The sequence below is a fragment of the Methylobacterium sp. J-078 genome (genome assembly GCF_022829285.1).
Taxonomy (GTDB): Bacteria; Pseudomonadota; Alphaproteobacteria; order Rhizobiales; family Beijerinckiaceae; genus Methylobacterium.
Map to the genome: position 1 here is coordinate 29,218 of NZ_JAKSYI010000068.1, position 18,977 is coordinate 48,194.

General features: G+C 71.7%; 19 protein-coding genes. 15 read left to right on the plus strand and 4 right to left on the minus strand.

The annotated features are described in order from the left end of the window. Positions 1-12: 12 nt before the first annotated feature. The gene (locus MKK58_RS10665) at positions 13-570 is read right to left on the minus strand and encodes a metallophosphoesterase (protein ID WP_243912055.1); all 558 of its coding nucleotides are present in this window, start codon (positions 568-570) and stop codon (positions 13-15) included. 158 nt (positions 571-728) lie between these two features. Between MKK58_RS10665 and MKK58_RS10670 the strand changes: the two genes are divergently transcribed. The 6 genes from MKK58_RS10670 to MKK58_RS10695 all read left to right on the plus strand — a co-directional run bounded on the left by MKK58_RS10670 (position 729) and on the right by MKK58_RS10695 (position 9,199). After that, positions 729-920 carry a hypothetical protein gene (locus MKK58_RS10670; protein WP_243912056.1) on the plus strand — a complete coding sequence of 64 codons (192 nt, stop codon included), beginning with the start codon at positions 729-731 and terminating at the stop codon, positions 918-920. 98 nt (positions 921-1,018) lie between these two features. Then, positions 1,019-1,387 carry a DUF4440 domain-containing protein gene (locus tag MKK58_RS10675; protein WP_243912057.1) on the plus strand — a complete coding sequence of 123 codons (369 nt, stop codon included), beginning with the start codon at positions 1,019-1,021 and terminating at the stop codon, positions 1,385-1,387. Between the two features lie 245 nt (positions 1,388-1,632). Continuing rightward, positions 1,633-3,990: an EAL domain-containing protein gene (locus tag MKK58_RS10680; RefSeq protein ID WP_243912058.1), complete on the plus strand. Its 2,358-nt coding sequence runs from the start codon at positions 1,633-1,635 to the stop codon at positions 3,988-3,990. Positions 3,991-4,371: 381 nt separating this feature from the next. Further along, positions 4,372-5,364: an endonuclease domain-containing protein gene (locus tag MKK58_RS10685; RefSeq protein WP_243912059.1), complete on the plus strand. Its 993-nt coding sequence runs from the start codon at positions 4,372-4,374 to the stop codon at positions 5,362-5,364. Continuing rightward, complete coding sequence (locus MKK58_RS10690; protein WP_243912060.1) at positions 5,361-6,023, plus strand: hypothetical protein; 663 nt, start codon at positions 5,361-5,363, stop codon at positions 6,021-6,023. The genes MKK58_RS10685 and MKK58_RS10690 overlap by 4 nt, the downstream gene beginning before the upstream one ends. Further along, a complete protein-coding gene (locus MKK58_RS10695) occupies positions 6,020-9,199 on the plus strand; it encodes a helicase HerA domain-containing protein (protein WP_243912061.1) in 3,180 nt (1,059 codons plus the stop codon). The genes MKK58_RS10690 and MKK58_RS10695 overlap by 4 nt, the downstream gene beginning before the upstream one ends. 7 nt (positions 9,200-9,206) lie before the next feature. Here MKK58_RS10695 and MKK58_RS10700 read toward each other — a convergent pair whose 3' ends face one another. Further along, positions 9,207-9,578, minus strand: a complete 372-nt coding sequence (locus MKK58_RS10700) for a transposase (RefSeq protein ID WP_243912062.1) — start codon at positions 9,576-9,578, stop codon at positions 9,207-9,209. 240 nt (positions 9,579-9,818) lie between these two features. Between MKK58_RS10700 and MKK58_RS10705 the strand changes: the two genes are divergently transcribed. From MKK58_RS10705 to MKK58_RS10745, 9 genes are all read left to right on the plus strand, one after another. Beyond that, positions 9,819-11,045 carry a transporter substrate-binding protein gene (locus MKK58_RS10705; RefSeq protein ID WP_243912063.1) on the plus strand — a complete coding sequence of 409 codons (1,227 nt, stop codon included), beginning with the start codon at positions 9,819-9,821 and terminating at the stop codon, positions 11,043-11,045. After that, entirely contained in the window at positions 11,038-12,675 is a 1,638-nt protein-coding gene (gene urtB / locus MKK58_RS10710) for an urea ABC transporter permease subunit UrtB (protein WP_243912064.1), read from the plus strand. The genes MKK58_RS10705 and urtB overlap by 8 nt, the downstream gene beginning before the upstream one ends. Then, entirely contained in the window at positions 12,672-13,787 is a 1,116-nt protein-coding gene (gene urtC, locus MKK58_RS10715; protein ID WP_243912065.1) for an urea ABC transporter permease subunit UrtC, read from the plus strand. Before urtB ends, urtC begins: the two co-directional genes overlap by 4 nt. Next, positions 13,784-14,494 carry an ABC transporter ATP-binding protein gene (locus MKK58_RS10720; protein WP_243912066.1) on the plus strand — a complete coding sequence of 237 codons (711 nt, stop codon included), beginning with the start codon at positions 13,784-13,786 and terminating at the stop codon, positions 14,492-14,494. Before urtC ends, MKK58_RS10720 begins: the two co-directional genes overlap by 4 nt. Beyond that, positions 14,491-15,210: an urea ABC transporter ATP-binding subunit UrtE gene (urtE, locus tag MKK58_RS10725; RefSeq protein WP_243912067.1), complete on the plus strand. Its 720-nt coding sequence runs from the start codon at positions 14,491-14,493 to the stop codon at positions 15,208-15,210. Before MKK58_RS10720 ends, urtE begins: the two co-directional genes overlap by 4 nt. 13 nt (positions 15,211-15,223) lie before the next feature. Beyond that, positions 15,224-16,210 (plus strand): acetamidase/formamidase family protein, encoded by a 987-nt coding sequence (locus MKK58_RS10730; RefSeq protein ID WP_243912068.1) that lies wholly within the window; start codon positions 15,224-15,226, stop codon positions 16,208-16,210. A gap of 83 nt (positions 16,211-16,293) precedes the next feature. Next, positions 16,294-16,659: a hypothetical protein gene (locus MKK58_RS10735; protein WP_243912069.1), complete on the plus strand. Its 366-nt coding sequence runs from the start codon at positions 16,294-16,296 to the stop codon at positions 16,657-16,659. 150 nt (positions 16,660-16,809) lie between these two features. Next, on the plus strand, positions 16,810-17,037 hold the full coding sequence (locus MKK58_RS10740) for a hypothetical protein (protein WP_243912070.1): 228 nt from the start codon (positions 16,810-16,812) through the stop codon (positions 17,035-17,037). Further along, positions 17,034-17,828 (plus strand): hypothetical protein, encoded by a 795-nt coding sequence (locus tag MKK58_RS10745; RefSeq protein ID WP_243912071.1) that lies wholly within the window; start codon positions 17,034-17,036, stop codon positions 17,826-17,828. Before MKK58_RS10740 ends, MKK58_RS10745 begins: the two co-directional genes overlap by 4 nt. A 13-nt stretch (positions 17,829-17,841) precedes the next feature. Here the strand turns inward: MKK58_RS10745 and MKK58_RS10750 are convergent, their stop codons facing one another. Next, a complete protein-coding gene (locus tag MKK58_RS10750; protein WP_243912072.1) occupies positions 17,842-18,411 on the minus strand; it encodes a peptidase S14 in 570 nt (189 codons plus the stop codon). 290 nt (positions 18,412-18,701) lie between these two features. Further along, the gene (locus tag MKK58_RS10755; RefSeq protein WP_243912073.1) at positions 18,702-18,974 is read right to left on the minus strand and encodes a hypothetical protein; all 273 of its coding nucleotides are present in this window, start codon (positions 18,972-18,974) and stop codon (positions 18,702-18,704) included. Between the last annotated feature and the right edge of the window lie 3 nt (positions 18,975-18,977).

Below are 18,977 nucleotides of genomic sequence, written 5' to 3' on the forward strand. Positions count from 1 at the left end.
GGGACTGGGCGGTCAGCGCAGTCCCCGCGCCGCCATTTCCTCCGGCGCGAGGTCGGCCCCATCCTGCCGCGCGAGGAGCGTCGCCAGTTCGACCGGGCGGTAGTCCCAGGCATCCGCACCGACATCGCAGGCGCGGCTGGTATCGGGAAGGCAGGCATGCGTGTGCCCATAGAGGTGGCGCGTCTCCCGCCAGAACCCGGGCCAGGACCGGTGGGGGTAATGCGACAGGAACAGGCGCCAGGCCCGTCCCCGCCCGTCCTGCGCGGTGATCCGTGCGCTCTCCACCGGCGGCTCGGCCCAGGGTAGGTCCAGCACGCGGTTGGTGTCGTGGTTGCCGCGCACCAGGCGCTTGACGCCGTTGAGCCGGGCGAACACCGCCGCGCAATGCGCGCGACTGGCCCCGGCAGCGAAGTCGCCGAGGTGCCAGACGGAATCGTCCGGCCCGACCACCGCGTTCCACCGCGCGATCAGGGCCGCGTCGTGCGCGTCGACGGAGCCGAAGGCCGTCCGGCGCCGTTGCACGAGGGGAGCGTCACCGAAATGCGTGTCGGCCGTGAAGAACGTTGCCATGCAACCTGCGGGCGGGTGCGCCCCTGCGGAAGGCGGGGACGTGTCGCGGTCCCGCCAGATGGCGCGGCAGGCTGCGCCCGCAAGCCGGTGCGACCTCGCCGACCGCGGATGCGCCACGATGGCTGACCCGTCCGACGATTCCGCGCTGCGTCCATTACGTGGGCTTCCGGGACGATCGCTACTGGAACGCCTACCGGATCTTCGGCGGCCCTCGGGTGATCCATCGGCGCTGGGACTTCTACGCCACCCGCGATGTCGGCCCCGGCGACGTGGTGATCTTCGCCGAAGGTGACGCGGACCAACCGGTCGCCGCGCGCAATGCCACCGACCTCGACGAGCGCTGGCTTTAACGCGGACGAGGCGGGACGCGATCGCGCAGGGCGGCCCACGGAACGAACCTCGCGCCGGCCGCGTCATCCTCGACAATCCGACACCCGAGGAAAGCAAGATGGATGATGATCGCGTTTGGTCGTTCGAGAAGAGCCTCTGGACCGGTGACCCCGACCATTACCGGGAACTGGTCGATGACGAATGCCTAATGGTGTTGCCGACGCCGCCCTTCGTGCTCAGCGGCGCCCAGGCCATCGAGGCCGTCGCCGACACGCCGCGCTGGTCCTCGATCGAACTGTCCAAGGGCCAAATTTCGCGCCCGCAGGAAGGCCTCATCGTCATCGCCTACAACGCCAAGGCCTCGCGTGAGAACGAGACCTACGAGGCGAATTGCACCTCCACCTACCGGCGCCTCTCGCACGAGGTTTGGCGCGTCGTGCAACACCAGCAGACGCCGCCGCTGTCGATCCCTGCGGCCAACGACTGATCCGGCCTTCGTCCGGGGCCGGTGGGGCCTGGCCGTCCACCGGACGGGCGACGAGGATGCGCACGCTGGCTGACGGCCCAGCGCGGCGCCTTACCCGGAGGACGGGGGATTCACGGGCCCGCGAAGGACATGGGCTAATCGCCGATCTGCATTGTCCGACGTTCGCTTGTGATCCACAGCCCTTAACCCACCGTTCAGGCTGAACGTTGACGAAGCACAAAGCCCTGCTCGTCCATGAGACGAGCATGACTCTCACGCTCGTCACACTCCTGGGCAGTCAGGCGGTCAGCTTCGTTCTCGCCGCAGTGATGATCTGCGCCTTGAGCGCGTGGCTGACGGTCCGCCTCCTTTTCAAGGCCGAATGCGCCGCGGCGGGGCGGCGGGGCAAGTGGCTCGTCGGAACGGCCATCGTCGCCGGCGTCGGCGTGTGGACGACGCATTTCATGGCGATGCTGGGCTACCGGACCGATATCGTCCTCGGATACGACCTCTCCACGACGCTGCTCTCCGGCCTGATCGCGATCCTGGCCGTCGGCACCCCCCTGGGCCTCTCGGCCCTGCCGGCGGCCCGGTCGACGCGCGCCCTCCTCGGCGGGGTGGCGGGCCTCGGGATCGGGGCGATGCACATCACCGGCATGCTGTCGCTGGACGGCTGTACGCAGACGCAGTCGCTCGCCGCCAACGGGCTGGCCTGCGCGGTCGGCGCCACCCTGATGGCCCTCGCGCGCGCCCTGCCCGCCGGCAAGCCGTCCTACGCCATCGCCTGCCCGCTGATCGTCGCCGCGGTCTGCGGCACGCACTTCACCTCCCTGGCCGGCACCGTCGTCGAGGGCCGCCTCGCGAGCGACGCGTCGTCGAACATCCAGATGGCGCTGAGCGTCCTGACGGCGGCGGGCGCCGCGGTCCTGATCATCGGCGCTTTGATCGCCCTCGCGGCGACCCGCCGCTTCGAGGCGCAGGAGGCCGCGCACCTGACCGTGCTCGCGACCGCGCTGCAGAACATGTCGAACGGGCTCCTGAAGATCTCGTCCGACGAGGTGATCGAACTCTACAACCAGCGCCTCTGCGGGATGCTGCGGCTCGAGCCGGAAACGATGGCCGTGGGCATGTCCCTGGAGCGCTTCCTCGCGGTGACGGGCGAAGCCAACGGCTGGGACGCCGCGCGCGTCGCCCGGACCCTGGACACGCATCGCCTTTGGCTGCGCGCGGATCGCGAGACGCGGGTCGAGCATCATTTCGACGATGGCCGCGTCCTGGCGATCTCCTGCCAGCCGGTCCGGGACGGCGCGGTCCTCACCTTCGACGACGTGACGCGGGACCGGCTCGCCGAGAAGGAGATCTCGCAACTCGCCTATCACGATCCGCTGACGGGGCTCGCGAACCGGCGCGCGCTGAGCGAGCGCCTGCTCGCGAGCCATGCGGGTGCCGCGCCCTTCGCCCTGCTGCTGATCGATCTCGATCGCTTCAAGTCGGTCAACGACACCTTCGGTCATGCGGTCGGCGACCGGCTCCTGGTCGCGGTGGCGGACCGGCTGCGGGACCTTGTCGACGGCGGCTTCGTTGCCCGGCATGGCGGGGACGAACTCGCCGTGCTGCTGGCGGGCGAGGTGTCCGGGGCGGAAGCCCTGGCCGACCGCATCGTCCAGGCGGTCGAGCGGCCCTACACCCTGGAGAGCGTGACGGTGGTGGTCGGCTGCAGCATCGGCATCTGCAGCCTCCGCGACAGCACCGGGCCCGACGACCTCATGCAGCGCGCCGACATCGCCCTCGACGAGGCCAAGCGCCGCGGGCGCGGCCGGGCGATCTCCTACCAGCCCGGAATGATCGAGGCGATCGCCGAGCGCGGACACCTCGACAACGCCCTGCGGGGCGCCCTCGCGCAGGGTCAGTTCCACCTCCTGTACCAGCCGATCCTGTCCCTGGCGGACGATTCGATCGTGGCCTTCGAGGCGCTGATCCGCTGGACGCATCCGACCCGGGGGCTGGTCTCCCCGGCCGAGTTCATTCCGCTGGCGGAGGAGAACGGCTGCATCCTGCCGATCGGGCAATGGGTGCTGGATCAGGCCTGCCGGGAAGCGGCCGGCTGGCCCGCCGACCAGCACGTCGCCGTCAACGTCTCGGCGGTGCAACTGCGCTCGCCGCACATCCTGGCCCACGTGACGGAGGCCCTCGCGCGAAGCGGATTGCCGCCGCACCGCCTGGAGATCGAACTCACGGAGACCGCCCTGGTGGAGGACGGCCGCCAGGTCGCCCACACGCTGGCGGCCCTGCGGACCTTGGGCATCCGGATCGCGATGGACGATTTCGGCACCGGCTACTCGTCCCTCGCCCACCTGAGGGACCTGCCCCTCGACCGGATCAAGATCGACCGGAGCTTCGTGGCCGCAGCGCTCGAGGACAAGCACTCGCTGGCCGTGATCCGGGCCGTGGCGCAGATGGGGCGGGACATGAGTGTCCTCACCCTCGCCGAGGGCGTGGAGACCTCGGATCAACTCGCCCTCCTGCGCGCGATCGGCTGCGACGCGGTCCAGGGTTACTTTATCGGCCGGCCGGCGCCCCCGCCGCGGAGCGGGGCCGAGCCTGCATTGGTGCACGCGGCCTGAGAGACGGACGGGACCGTCGGGGCTTCACCCGCCGGAAGGCGGACCGGCGATCCATCGCGCCAGGAAACAATCGCGCGGATGCGCCCATGCGGAACCGGACCTCGGCCGCGACACAACCCTTGGGCGCATCGAACGAGATAGGGCTGCCACCTCGCAGGAGAGGACAATCACCCCTCCGGGCTGCAGGGGCGCACCGATGCAGGACCTCATCCGAGCCGGCATAGCATCGCGATGTCGAGCCGAGCCGGAAATCCGGGCCGCGCATGGCCGCAGGAATTCGTCCCTAAAGCGAACTTATCCCGTTCTCTATCTTATGACATAGACGGATACTGCGATCTGTGGTGGTGTTGTGCCGCCTGACCGGCTGCGCACGGACTTGATTTGGACGCGACGCCCCCTTCCCGCCCGGCCTCCTGGCCGCGCCTGGCACCGGAGATCCTGGCGCAGCGGATCGTCGGGCTGGCGCGCGGCGAGCGCCTGACCGTCCTGGGTCTCGGCCCGGACGGCATCGGGGACATTCTCGACGAGATTCCCGAGCGCAGCCGCGGCGCGCTCCTCGTCGCGGGCGAAGGCCTTCCCACCGCCGCGATTCTTGACCGGGTCCTCGACGATCTCGCCGAACTCGCGCTGGCCGGATGGCCGCCGGACGATCTCGGCGCCTCCATCCCGGGGGCGAGCCCCGATCCCTGGCGCAAGGCTGCGGCCAAGTGCGTCCGGGTCGGCCTTGCGCCCCGGTTCCGGCGCATGGCGCGGAACCTCGAATTCGCGCGGCTCCTGCGGGCGGTCGAACCCGCCGGCCCCATCCTGGTCTGGGCGGTCGACCCGGCCTCGGGCGCGCGGGCGGCCCCCGTGATCGAGGCGCTGGAATGGTGCATGCGGCAGGGAGCGGCGAATGTGGCGGCGCTCAGCGTGCCCCCGGCCCCGGCCTCCCCTTACGACCGCATCCTCTACGGGGCCGTGGAACTGGCCCGGCCACCCCGGGCGGCCGGGGCGCGCTTCATCGCGCCGGCCACGGGCGCCCATCATGCCAGCGCCGCCGAGCAGCGCGTTGCCGCCGCCCTCGCGCAAGATGCCGACCTGGCGGGCCTGTTCCTGTGCAACGCGCCGGTGCCCGTCGGCCCCTGGGAAGCGCGGCCACGGGTCGACCTGCTCTGCCCCGATCACCGCATCGTCGTGGAACTCGACGGTCCCGAGCATCGGGCCGAGCCGAAATTCGGCAATGACCGCCACCGCGACTTCACGTTGTTGACGGCCGGCTATCTCGTGCTCAGGTTGACCAACGCACAGGTCGCCGCCGACCTCCCGCTGGCGATCGAGAAGATTCGCGCCGTCGTCGACCTGCGACGGCGCCCACGAGGGGAAACGAGCCCATGAGCGAGACGCCGACGCCCAAGCAGGCGCTGGTCCTGTGGTGCCTGCTAGGACGCTGCGGAACCGCCCTCCAGAGCGCCCTCACGCCGAAGATCGCAAAGCTGGACCGCGAGGCCCTCCTGAAGGCGGGGTACGTCGAGGCACGCCGGCAGGGCCGCTCCCAGCGCCTCACCGTCACCGACAAGGGCTGGGCCTGGGCCGGCGCGCATCTGCGCGATCCCCTGCCGCCGAGCTTTCGCGTGCTCCAGGACTGGCTGGAGCGGCTGCACGGGCATCTCGAAGCCACCGGTGGAACCCTCGCGGACCTCGTCGGCCCGCCCCCGCCGGAGCCGGAACCGGAACCCGCCCTCAAGCGCCCGGCCCCCAAACGGGCGGCGTCGAAGCGTCCCACCGCCAAGGCGCTGCGTGCCCGGATCGAGTCAGCCTACCTCGCCCTCACGGGCGGAGAACGGGCGAAGGCCGTGCGCCTCAGCGCCCTGCGCGAAAAACTCGCCGACCTCGACCGCGAAACCCTGGATGCGGGCCTCGCGGCGATCCTGCGCGGGGACGCGACCGCGCGCCTGAGCCAGTTCAGCGATCCGAAATCCCTCGATGCCGCCGAGCGCGCGGCCGCCTACGCGCCGGCCGGCGAGCCCTTCCACATCCTCTGGATCCAGTCATGAGCGACGCCCTCGACGCCCTCCGGCGGGTGGATTTCGACTGGGTGCGCACCCTCGACAGCATCTGGATCGACACCGAGCCGACCGGCGGCCCCAACGAGCGGCTCGTTCCCGAAATCGTCGCCGACCTGCACGACAAGGCGCGCCAGCCCGCGGAGCGGGCGCCGGGCCGCGTCCTCGTCGGCCAGTCCGGCGTCGGCAAGACCCACCTCGTCGGGCAGCTCCGGCGCGAGGCCTGGCGCAGGGGCGCCTGGTTCGTGCCCCTCGACGTGCTGGGGCTGACGGATTTCTGGCGCAGCACGGCGCTGAGCTTCGTCACCGCGCTCCTCCAGGCGATGCCGGATGGACGCCGGCAATCGGATGCGGTGCTGGCGGGCGTGGCGCGGCGCTTCGGCGTGGAGGCCCAGGTGGAGGCGGCCTTCAACACGCCGAACATGGATGCGCGCCGGATCGTCGACGTTCTGGTCCAGGCCCTGATGCGGGTCGACGCGGGCCGCGCCCTCAAGCATCTCGACGTGTTCCGCGCCCTCTGCCTGCTGCGCTCGCAGGATTTCGCTGCCGTCGGCCTCGCCCATGCCTGGCTCCAGGGCTACGAGGCCGACCCGGCCGAGCGCGCCGCCCTCGGCTTCAGGACGCCGCCGCCCGCCCCCGTCGAGGTGGTGCGCGGCATCTGCTGGATCATGGCGCTGGGCGGCCCGACGCTGATCGCCGTCGACCAGATCGACGGCATCATCGACGGGAGCCGTCTCGCCGGCGGCGACGGCCTGGAGCCGGAGACCAGCCTCACGGAGGTTCTCTCGGCGGGGCTCCTCGAACTCAGCATCGTCTGCGACCGCAGCATGACGGTGGTGACCTGCCTGCAGGAATCCTGGGACCGCCTCGAGACGCGGGGCCTGCGGTCGATGCGCGAGCGCTTCGGCCAGCCCCAGGCCCTGACGGGCATGAACGAGCGCGCGGCCGCCTCCGCCCTGATCGCCGGACGGCTGGCGCCGGCCTATGCGGAGGCGGGCTTTACGGCAGCCACCCCGACCTGGCCGTTCGGCGAGCAGGCGATCGCGGATGCCGCGGCCTTCGGCATGATGCCCCGCACCCTGCTGATGCGCTGCGACGCCTTCCGCCGGCACTGCCTCGCGACGGAGTCGGTGGGACTCTGCACCTCGCTCATCGACGCGAACGTGGCGCCACCGCCACCACCCGGCACCGACTTCGACCTCCCGGCGGCCTGCCGCGCGGCCGACATCGCAGGGATCGACAGCGACGAGGATGCCTGGCTCGGCCAGCTCCTGCGCGACGCCTTCGACATCTACGCCCTGGAGGACGACCCCGACGACACCCTCGACGTGGCCAGCAAGGGCGAGCCCAATCAGAGGATTCCGCCCCTGCACGGGCGCCTGACCTTCATCCACCGGGACGAGAACGACCGCGAGCGCCACGTCTGCTACCGGGCGCTCCAGCACCAGAACGCCATCGCGTTCCAGGCCCGGCTGCGGGCGGCGCTGACCGCCTCCGGCATCTCGGCCCGCATTCCCGACCGCGAACTGCTCATCGCCCGCCGGGGACCGGTTCCGGGCGGGGCCAAGACGAAGCAGCTCTTCGACGCCTTCACGGCGGCTGGCGGCCGGCTGATCGATCCGTCCGACGAGGACCTGCGGATCTTCGTCGGCCTGCGCGACCTGCGGGCGCAGGCCGAGGCCGACGGTGCCTCCGACCGCTTCGAGCGCTGGCTCCGGGCCGAGCAGCCGCTGATGACGAGCGCCCTGTTCCGGGTGGCGGGCCTCGCCCATGCGCCACGGACGGGCGATGGGTCGCCGGAGGACGGGACGAATCCGGAACCGGCCGTGTCCGGGCCGAGTGCGGCCCCAGAGGTGAAGGCGCAGGCGAGCGCGCCCCGGCCGGACGCGCCCGGAGGCAGGCCGGAAGCGATCCCGGTCGGGAATCGCCCCACGCCGGAAGCGATCCCGATCGGGCACCGCCTCACGCCCGAGGCGCCCGTCGTGACCCTGCCGCTGCGCCTGCTGCCGCGCCACACCGCGATCATCGCGGGCTCCGGCTCGGGCAAGACGGTGCTGCTGCGCCGCCTCGTGGAGGAGGCGGCGCTCGCCGGCATCCCCGCCATCGTGATCGACCCCAACAACGACCTGTCGCGGCTCGGGCAGCCCTGGCCCGAGCGGCCGGCGGGCTTCGGCCCGGAGGACGACGGGAAGGCCGCGCTCTACGCCACAGGGGTGGAGGTGGTGGTGTGGACGCCGGGGCTGCATGCCGGCAACCCGCTGTTCCTCTCCGTCCTGCCCGATTTCGCCGGTCTCGGCACCGACCGAGACGAGCGCCAGCAGGCCATCGAGATGGCGGCCGAGACCCTCGGCCCCCTGGCGGGCGTCCGGAACGCGCTCCAGCGCGGCGTGCTCGCCGACGCCCTGCGGCGCTTCGCCGAGACGGGGGGCGGCGACCTCACGGCCTTCATGTCCCTGCTGGGGGACCTGCCGGACGGGATCAGCCAGATCGGCAATGCGCCGCGGCACGCCCAGGCCATGGCCGACCAGCTCCACGCGGCCATTGCCACGAACCCGCTCCTGCGGGTCGAGGGCACGGTGCTCGATCCGCGCCACCTGTTCGCGGGGCCCGACCCGGCGCGCACGCGCATCTCGGTGATCAACCTGTCGGGCCTCTCCTCGGAGGCGGCCCGCGAGGACTTCGTGAACCGCCTCCAGATGACGCTGTTCGGTTGGATCAAGAAGAACCCGTCCGCGCGGGGCCGCCTTTACGTGGTGGACGAGGCCCAGGGCTTCCTGCCGGCGCAGCGCGCCGCGCCCAGCCTCGGGAGCGGCATCAAGCTCGTGGCGCAGGGGCGCAAGTACGGCCTCGGCATGATCGTGGCGACGCAGGTTCCGAAGGGCATCCACAACCAGGTGGTCTCGAACTGCACGACGCAGTTCCTCGGCCGCCAGAGCGCGCCCGCCACCATCGCGGCGGCCCAGGAGATCCTGTCGGCGAGCGGGGGCGGGGGCGGCGACATCGGCAAGCTCAAGGCCGGCGAGTTCTACTTCTCCAGCGAGGGCTCGGGGCGCCCGGCCAAGCTGCGCACGCCCCTCTGCCTGAGCTACCACCCCGCCAACCCGCCGACCCCGGAGGAGGTCGTGCGCGAAGCCCGGCGATCCGGCGCCCGCGCGACGGCCCCTTGAACGCGCGTCAGGTCGCGGTGCGCACGCAGGCGAAGCGCCCGCCCGAGGCGTCGCCGGCACGAAACCGGGCGGGGGCACGCATTGGGACAGACGCTTCCGGCCCGGCACGCCTCGGCGCCGGAGGCGGCGCGGCACGAGCCTTCGCCAGCAGGGCGTGGCGCAGCGCCGTCACCTCCGCGTGCAGCCGCGCGTTCTCGCGCTCGACCGCCGCGAGCCGCTCCACCCCCGCCGGGGCGAGGCCCCCGAAGCGGCGGCGCCAGCGGTAGAACGTCCCGAGGGAGACCCGCGCGGAGGCGCAGATCGCCGCGATCGCCGTTCCGTTCTCGGCCTCCCGCAGGAGGAAGGCGATTTCCTGATCCGTGTGTCGGGATCGACGCATGCGCCAAGGCCCCCGTGTTCGCTGTCGCATTCGGTGCGCCCGCAAGAAACGAACCGCTTGCCCGCAAGACGAATCCCCGGCCTGTTCTGTCAATTTTGACGTATTGGTCGCGCGACCGCCCCTGGCATGGGCGAAACGCCCGGGTTTTGCGCACGAGCGGAGCGCCCTGCAATCCATTTGGCCTTCCGCCCCGGACCCTCACCTCCGACAATCCGCCGGTCACGGCACGGGACGAGAGCGATGGTCGGATTCACGAGACGCGGCTTCCTGGGCACCACGGCGGCCCTGGCCGCCCCCGCCCTCATCAGGCCCGCCTGGGCGGCCGACACGGTCAAGCTCGGCTGCCTGTTCTCGTCCTCGGGCACCATGGCCAATCTCGAAGGGCGCCTGAACCACGTGGTGCGCATGGCCGCCGACGGCATCAACGCGAAGGGCGGGGTCAACGGGCGGCGCATCGAGGTGGTGACCTCGGACCCGGCCTCCGACTGGCCGCTCTACGCGCAGATCGGCCGGCAGATGCTGCAGCAGGAGAAGGTCGCGGCCCTGTTCGGCTGCTGGACCTCCGTCTCGCGAAAGTCCGTGCTGCCGGTGGTCGAGCAGAACGACGGGCTCCTGTTCTATCCGCTCCACTTCGAGGGCGACGAGAACTCGAAGAACATCGTCTACGCGAACTCGCCCCCGGCGAGCTCGGTGCTGCCGGCGGTGGATTACCTGATGGGCGCCGAAGGGGTCGGCGCCAAGCGCTTCTTCATGATCGGTTCGGACTACGTCTGGCCACGCACCATCAACAAGCAGCTCAAGGCCTACTGGACCTCCAAGGGCGTGCCCGAGACCGCGTGGCGCGAGGAATACGTGCCGCTGGGCTTCTCCAACTTCCAGACCCTGGTGAACCAGATCCGCAGCTTCGCCGCGCAGCCCGGCGGACAGCCCATCGTGGTGCTCACCGTGGTCGGCTCCTCGATCCCCGACTTCCTGCGCGAATTCGCCAATCAGGGCATCCGCGCCACCGACGTGCCGATCCTCGGCCTCGACATGGTGGAGGCCGACCTCGAGGGCCTCGATACCGCCCCCCTCGTCGGCCACCTGAATTGCTGGGCCTATCTCCAGGCGGCCAAGGCCGAGGCCAACACGCGGTTCCTCTCCGAGTGGGCGGCCTACGTGAAAGCCAAGGGCGTCCCCTTCAGCGCCGACACGGTCATCGACCCCATGGTCTCGGCCTATGACAGCGTCCAACTCTGGGCGCTCGCCGCCGCCAAGGCGGGCAGCTTCGACGTGCCGGAGGTGCGCAAGGCCTTCCCCGGTCTCAGCTTCGCCGACCCGTCCGGCTACACGCTGACCATGGGGAGCGAGAACAACTACGTCGCCCGGGGCGTCTTCATCGGCTCGGTCAACGAGAAGCAGGGCTTCGACATCCTCTGGCAGTCGCCCGATGCCCCGAAGCCCGTGCCGTTCAGCCCGTATGGTTGAGGGCCCGGGACGGTTCGGGCTCGCCGGTCTCCTCGTCTGGATCGCGAGCCTGGTGATGCAACCGGCCCTCGCGGCCGCCGCGCCCCTCGATCGCGGCGCCTTCGCGGCCGCCCTGTGCGGGGACGGCGCGGCGCAGACGAGGTCCGTCGAGTCTTTCCTCGGCATCGCCTCGGAGGCGGAGAGCAGTGACGTCGCCTGGGCCGGCACGGCCCTGCGCGCCCTCCTCGACCGGCGCCTCGCCTGCCTCGGCGAGACCGCCCTGCTCCTCGATCGCGCCGGCGCCGCCGAGGGCGTCGACGCGGCCACCGGAGCGGCACGGCCGGCGGCGGGCGGGCGCTCGCCGGTGCTCGGCCTGCGCCAGCGCGCCCTCGTCGAGACCGCCTCCGGGGCAGCGGTCCTGCTGACCGCGCCGGGCGTCGAGGCGCGCCGGACCGGTCTCGCCACCCTGGAGCGCCGCATCGCCGCCGTGCCGGAAGCGCTCCTCCTGCGCGCGGCCGCCGCCGAGACGGATCCCGGCCTCAGGCTGAGCCTCGCGGCGGTCGCGCAATCCGCCGCCCTGTCCTCCGCCGATCCGGCCCGCCGTCTCGCGGCGATCCGCGCGGTCTCGGAGGCGCCCTCGGGGGCGGCCCGCTCGCGGCTCTCCGCCCTGAAGGCTGACCCGGCCTACGGCACGGATCCCGCCTTCCGCGCCACCCTCGATGCCGCCCTCGCCCGGGTGGAGCGCGCCGTGTCCATCGGGGACGGCCTCGCGGTGCTCTACAACGGCTTGAGCTTTGCCAGCATCCTGTTCATGGCGGCCGCCGGCCTCGCGATCATCTTCGGCTTGATGGGCGTCATCAACCTCGCCCAGGGCGAGTTCATCATGATCGGCGCCTACGCGACCTACGGCGTGCAGGAGGCCCTGCGCCGCCTCGCGCCGGCCTGGCTCGACAGCTACCTGCTCGTCGCGATTCCCGTCGCGTTCCTGGCATCGGCGGGGGTCGGCATCGCCATCGAAGCGCTCATCCTGCGCCACCTCTACCGGCGTCCGCTGATGAGCCTGCTCGCCACCTGGGCCGTGAGCCTGTTCCTGATCAACGGGGTGCGGGTCGCGGTCGGCTCGCAGAACCTGCAGTTCACGATGCCGTCCTACGTCAGCGGCGGCGTTCCGCTCTACGCCGACTTCGTGGTGACCTGGAACCGCCTCTTCGCCATCGCCTTCGCGGCCGTCACCCTCGTGCTGACCCTCGTCATCCTGAAGCGGACGCCGCTCGGGCTCGATATCCGCGCCGTGACCCAGAACCGCGACATGGCCGCCTGCCTCGGCATCCGCACCCGGCGGGTCGACCGCCTCGCCTTCGGCTTCGGTTCGGGGCTGGCCGGCCTCGCCGGCGTGGCCCTCTGCCCGATCTACAGCGTGAATCCCGGCATGGGCGCCAACTTCATCGTCGACAGCTTCATGGTGGTGGTGCTCGGCGGCGTCGGCACCGTGGTGGGGACCCTGGTGGCGGCGCTCGGCATCGGGGGCGCCAACGTCCTCATCGAGCCGCTCTACGGGGCGGTAGCCGCCAAGGTCATCGTGCTGGCCGGCATCATCCTGTTCCTCCAGCGACGGCCCGAGGGGCTGTTCGCCATGCGGCGGCGGCGATGAGCGGCGCCGTGGACCTGTCGCCCCGCATCCCGGCGGCCCGGCGCATCGGCGCAGGTTTCGGGGGCGACCCGCTGCTCGCGGGCCTCGTCGGCCTCGTCCTGGCCTCGGCCCTCGGCCTCGTGCTGCTCCAGCCCGCCCCCTACCTCGTCAACATGATCGGGCAACTGGCGGCCTTCGCGATCCTGGCCGTCTCCCTCGACCTCGTCTGGGGCTATCTCGGCATCCTCAGCCTCGGGCACGGGCTGTTCTTCGCCATCGGCGGCTACGTCTGCGCCATGCACCTCCTGGCCCACGCCTACGCGGTCACGGGCAGGGCGCCGGACCTGATGCAGTTCATGGGCTGGAAGAGCCTGCCCGCCTATTGGGCCGGGCTGACGAACGCGCCCTATGCCCTGGCGCTCGCGCTGGGGCTGGCCGTCGCCGTCGCCTTCGCGTTCGGCCTCGCCTCGTTCCGCTCGCGGGTGAACGGGGTCTACTTTTCGATCATCAGTCAGGCGCTGGTCTACGTCGCCATGCTGCTGATGTTCCGCAACGACACCGGGCTCGGCGGCAACAACGGGATGACGGGCTTCGACGTCCTGTTCGGCTGGCCGATGAGCACGCCAGGGATCGCCACCGGCCTCGCCGTGGCGACGCTCGTCGCCCTGGCCGGCGTCCTGGCCGGGGCGCGGGCCCTGGTTGCGAGCCCGCTCGGGCGGCGGATGCTGGCCTGCCGGGACGACGAGGCGCGCCTGCGCACCCTCGGCTACGGCACGACGCGCCTCAAGCTCGGGATCTGGTGCCTCTCGGCCGCCATCGCGGCCCTGGCCGGCATCCTCTACGTGCCCCAGGTCGGCATCATCAATCCGCGCGTGCTCAGCCCGGATCTGTCCATCGAGATCGCGGTCTGGGTCGCCATCGGCGGCATGGGCCGCCTCAGCGGCGCGGTGATCGGCGCCGTGGCGGTGAATGCCCTCAAGTTCTGGCTGAGCGCGGCGCTGCCCGAGGCCTGGCCCTTCATCCTCTCGGGGCTCGTCCTCGCGGTGGTGCTCGGTCTCCCCAACGGGCTCCTCGACCTCGCGACCCTGCGGCTGCGGCCGACCTGGCTCCGGCGCGGCGGGGCGCGTCCGTGAGCGCCCTCGTCATCGACGGCCTCACGGTCGTGTTCGGGGCCTTCCGGGCCCTGGACGGGCTCTCCCTCGCCGTCGATCCGGGCGAGGTCCGGGCGGTGATCGGTCCCAACGGGGCCGGCAAGACCACCCTGCTGGATGCGATCACGGGGATCACCCGGCCGAAATCCGGGCATATCCACCTCGGCGACGGCCTCGACCTGACGAAGCGCTCGGAGGCCGAGATCGCCCGGGCCGGGGTACGCCGCAAGTTCCAGAAGCCGAGCGTCTTCCCGGCCCTGACCGTGCGCGAGAACCTCGGTCTCGGCTGCGGGCCCGGATGCCCGGCGGCCACGCGCAGCGCTCGCCTCGCGGCGGCCCTGTCCGAGACCGGCCTCGAAGGGCGGGCCGACGTGCCGGCCGGCGCCCTGGCCCATGGGGAGAAGCAGTGGCTGGAGATCGGCATGGTGCTGGCCTCCGAGCCCCGCGTGATCCTCCTCGACGAGCCGGTGGCCGGCCTGTCGGACGCCGAGACGGCCCGCACGGCCGAAATCATCGGGACGCTGCGCCGGCCCGACCGGGCCATCCTGGTGATCGAGCACGACATGGCCTTTGTCGAGGCGGTGACCGACCGGGTCACGGTGCTGCACGAGGGCCGGACCCTGTTCGAGGGCGGCATGGCGCAGGCGCGGGCCGATGCCCGCGTGATCGAGGTGTTTCTCGGCCGATGAGTACGCCCCACCCCCCGCCTCCGGCCGGTCTCGCGGTTTCGGGGCTCGACCAGCATTACGGCAGCGCCCAGGTCCTGCGCGGGGTCGACCTCGCGGTCGCGCCCGGCGCCTGCCTGGCCGTGCTCGGCCGCAACGGGGCCGGCAAGACGACCCTGCTGCGCTGCCTCACCGGCCTGATCCCGACGACCCGGGGAAGCGTCGCCCTCGACGGCACCGACATCACGCGGATGGCCTCCGACCGGCGGGCCCGGGCGGGCCTCGCCATCGTGCCCCAGGGCCGGGAGATCTTCGGCGACCTCAGCGTCGCGGAGAATCTCCGGGTCGCGGCCCGGGCCCACGGCCTGGACCGGAGCGGGGCCGTCGACGAGGCCGTCGCGCTGTTCCCGGCCCTGCGCGAACTCTGGCACCGGCCGGGCGGAAACCTCTCCGGCGGTCAGCAACAGCAACTCGCCATCGCCCGGGCCCTGGCGACCCGGCCGCGCATCCTCCTCCTCGACGAGCCGACCGAGGGCATCCAACCCTCCATCGTCTCGGCCATCGAGGGCGTGATCGCGGGGCTCCAGGGCCGCATCACCGTGGTCTTGGTCGAGCAGTACCTCGCCTTCGCGATCCGGCTCGCCGACGCCTTCGTCGTCCTCTCGCGCGGCGCCGTGGTCGAGCAGGGCCTGCGCCAGGACCTGAACCACGACGCCGTTTCCCGGCACATCGCCGTCTGACACAGGAGCCCGCATGCCGACGCATCACGAAATCCCCGCGACCCCCGAGAACATGGTCCTGGGTTACTTCGACGCCGCCCTGCCCCCGGTGCTGGAGATCGCCTCCGGCGATACCGTGACGCTGCACTCCTTTCCGGCGGGGGGACGGGAATCGCTCCACCCCGATCCCGCGCGGGTGCCGCAGGATTATCGCCTCGCCCTCGACACCCTCGCGCAGGGGCCCGGCCCCCACTTCGTCACAGGCCCCGTCCACGTGCGCGGCGCCGAGCCCGGCGACATGCTCCAGGTCGACATCCTCGATCTGAAGTTCCGCATGGACTGGGGCTTCGTGGCGATCCTGCCGCTCCTCGGCACCCTGCCGGACGAGTTCACCGACTACGAGACCATCCACCCCGACATCGACGTCGCCCGCGGCGTCGCTGTGCTGCCCTGGGGCACGGAACTGCCCCTCGATCCGTTCTTCGGCATCATGGGCACGGCACCGCCCGCCGCCTGGGGGCGGGTCGGAACCCCGGTCCCGCGCGGGTTCGGCGGCAACATGGACAACAAGGAGCTGAAGGTCGGCACCACGCTCTACCTGCCGGTCTACAATCCGGGCGCGGGCTTCTACGCCGGCGACGGCCACGGTGTGCAGGGCGACGGCGAGGTCTGCATCACCGCCCTGGAGACCGGCCTGACCGGCACGTTCCGCCTCACCGTTCGCAAGGATCTCGGCCATGCCTGGCCCTTCGCCGAGACGCCCACGGACCTGATGTCGATCGGCCTGCACGAGAGCCTCGACGAGGCGATGCGCCAGGCCGTGCGCGAGATGGTGCGCCTCGTCTGCGAACGCACCGGCCTCACCCGCAACCAGGCCTACATGCTGTGCTCGCTGGCCGGGAACCTGCGCATCACCCAGACGGTGGACGGCAACAAGGGCGTGCACATGCTGATGCCGAAGAGCGCCCTGCTCGGGCCGGAGGCGCAGGCCCCGAAGCCGGAGCTGACGCCAGGCCGCTGAAGGCGTCCGCGCGACCCCGAAGCCGCCGCGATGTTGCTCTTACGTTCCTGGCGCACGACGGCCGAATCGGCCATAAGCGCGCCATGCGCATGATCGTCCTCACCGCCTTCCTGTCGATCGGACTCGCCGGCGAGGGCGCGGCGGCCGGGACGTCGTCGGCTCCGCCGGACGATCTCGCCGCCCTGGAGCAGGAATGGCACGACTGCGTGCGGGAGGCGTTCCGGCGCCAGCCCAGGACCCAGAGCCGGGCGGCTTCCGAGCGCAGCGCCCTCGACGAGTGCCGGGCGGGCGAGGACGCCTATGTCGCCGCCGCGATGCGCGCGGAGCCGTCCGGCGGCGGCCGGGGCGGGCGCCGGGGCCTGACGGAACGGGCCAGGGCCTGGGCGGCCTCGGTGGCCGCCGGGGTCATCGATCCCGTCACGTCGTGGTTCGGCGTCCTCGAACGCTGAGAGGGCGGCACGATGCCCGAGGCGCAAATCCCTGCCGCGATCCGGTCCCGCCCGGGCCGGGCACACGGGCGCCCCCCCGCCGCAACGCCTCGGTAACCCTTGCGCCTTAGGCCTCAGAAACCCAGCGATGACAGGACCCTTGCGAACCGCATGATGACCCGAGACCAATTGGCCGCCGAGTTGCTCCGCATCTCCAAGCTGCAGTTGAGCGACATCACCCGCGCCGTGAAGAACGGCGAGAAGTCCATCGCGCTGAACGAGGTCGTCGATCTCGGCCGGCGCCTGAACCGGCTCGCCGACGCCGTGGCGGGTCGGCCGCCGCAGGCGGCCGTGACGGCCGTCCGTCCGGCCGACGACCGCGTTCTCAGCGAGGCGTGAGCACCGCCTCCGAATGGCGGGCGACGCGCAACGTCGCGGCCCGCGCGCGCCTCGAGCGGGCGTTGCCGGCACGGTTTCCGGCTCCGGTGCTCCAGCACGCGCTGGCGCGCCCGCTCATCCCGCCGACGCCGCGCCTCGCGGTCGAAAGCTACTGGCGCGCGCATCTCCTGCGCGCCGACCGCCTCGCCCGCGCCCTCGCCACGCGCTCGGGGCACCCCGAGGGCTGGACGTGGCGGCTGGGCACGGGGAAGGATTCCGGCCTCGCGGCGACCTTCCGCCTGCCGCCCTCGCCCTTCCGCGAACCCGCGCATGCGCGCGGCAAGGGGCATTGCTGCATCTGCGGGCAGCCGGTCTATCGCTTCGGCTGGCACCGCGATCTCTGGGACGCGGGCGCACCGAACAAGAACGCCCGCTGGCACGCCGCCTGCGTCACCGCCTGGAAGCTCTGGGTGGCGCCGAGCGACCAGGTGAAGGCCCTCAAGGCCCGCCAGCGCCACCGCTGCGCCGCCTCGGGCAAACGCCTGTTCAAGACCGCCGAGGTCGACCACCGCGTGCCGCTCTACCGCGTCTGGCGCGAGCACCGCGACGCCCCGTGGCCGACCCTCCTCGACTATTGGGGGGCGCCGAACCTCCAGGTCGTCAACCGCGTGGTCCACGTGGAGAAGTGCGGTCAGGAGGCGAACGAGCGTGCCCTGAGCCGGCGGGCCGCCCGCGCGGCGGTGACCCCGGGCGAGCCGCACGGGGACGCGCGCGGCGAGGACGATCCGCATCCGGACCTGTCCCCCCGCTGAGGGGAAGGCCGCCTCAGAGCACGGCTTCGATCAGCGCGAGTTCCTGCGCGTGCCCCGCCTCGATGTACCAGTTCTCCGGTGCCCGCCGGAGAACTTCGTCCAGGCTCACCTGCGAATCGCGGACGAGGTTGGCGAAGCCCTCGTTCTGGATCTCGATCGAGCATTCGATCTCGTGGAGAGCCGCCTTGACCGAGGCGACGCAGGTGGTCAGCGGGCCGTTGAGCTTGATCTCCTTGGAGAGCTTGCGCTCGTGGATCATCAGGCGCGTGCCGCGGGTGAGATAGCGGTTGGGCCGCGCGAAGAAGCTCATGAAGGTGGTGCCGGCCGAGTAGATCGCGGCCTTGCCGAGGAAGACGAAACGGCGGTTCGGCGAGAGATCCGTGTGGAAGCGGATGTCTTCACCCATCATCCGGGCCACCTCGGGGTCGCCGCCCAGGGTCGTCAGTTCGACCACCACGAGGTCACGGTCGGCCGCCGCATCGAACTGGCTCCGGAAGCTCCGGTACATGTCGTGGTCGACGGGTCCGGAGAGCAGGACGGCGGGGGCGCCGAAGGCGGAGGCGGGCAAGGGATTCGTGTCCATGTGGAGGCTCCCGGCGGCGGACATCGCGGCCGTTCCGACGGTGAACGCCCCAACGCGGCGATGGATCGGCGCGCGCGAATTTTCACTTCCTCGAAGCCGCCCTCCGCGGCGGATGCCTCGCGCGCGCCGCAGATCGCTCTCTGATCATCGCCGCGATCCGCTCACGCCCCATCGGCCGCCGGCCGCACCACGAGGAAACGGGCGTCGTTCGTCGGGTGTGGCCAACTAAGCCGCAGCATGCTTGGCCCCCTCAACCCGACTCGGATCGACATCCGAGCCGGAGACGCCCGTCAGTACGGATAACCGTAATAGGGCTGCCGGCTCGGGCGGTAGCGCTCTCGCACCGGGCGGTCGTAACGTCCTTCGTAGGCCCCGAGATAGGGGTCGAGGGCGGGGGAGCGATAATTCCCGTTGTTCACGCCCGCCGAGCGGTCGTTGCCGCTGAGCGCTGCGTAGGGCGACAGGCCGTCGCCGCTACTGCCGCCGCCGCGCGCAAGCGCAACGCCGGACGTGGCCAACACGAGTGCCGCCACGAGGGCGGGGCGAACGAGGAATGCGGACATGAG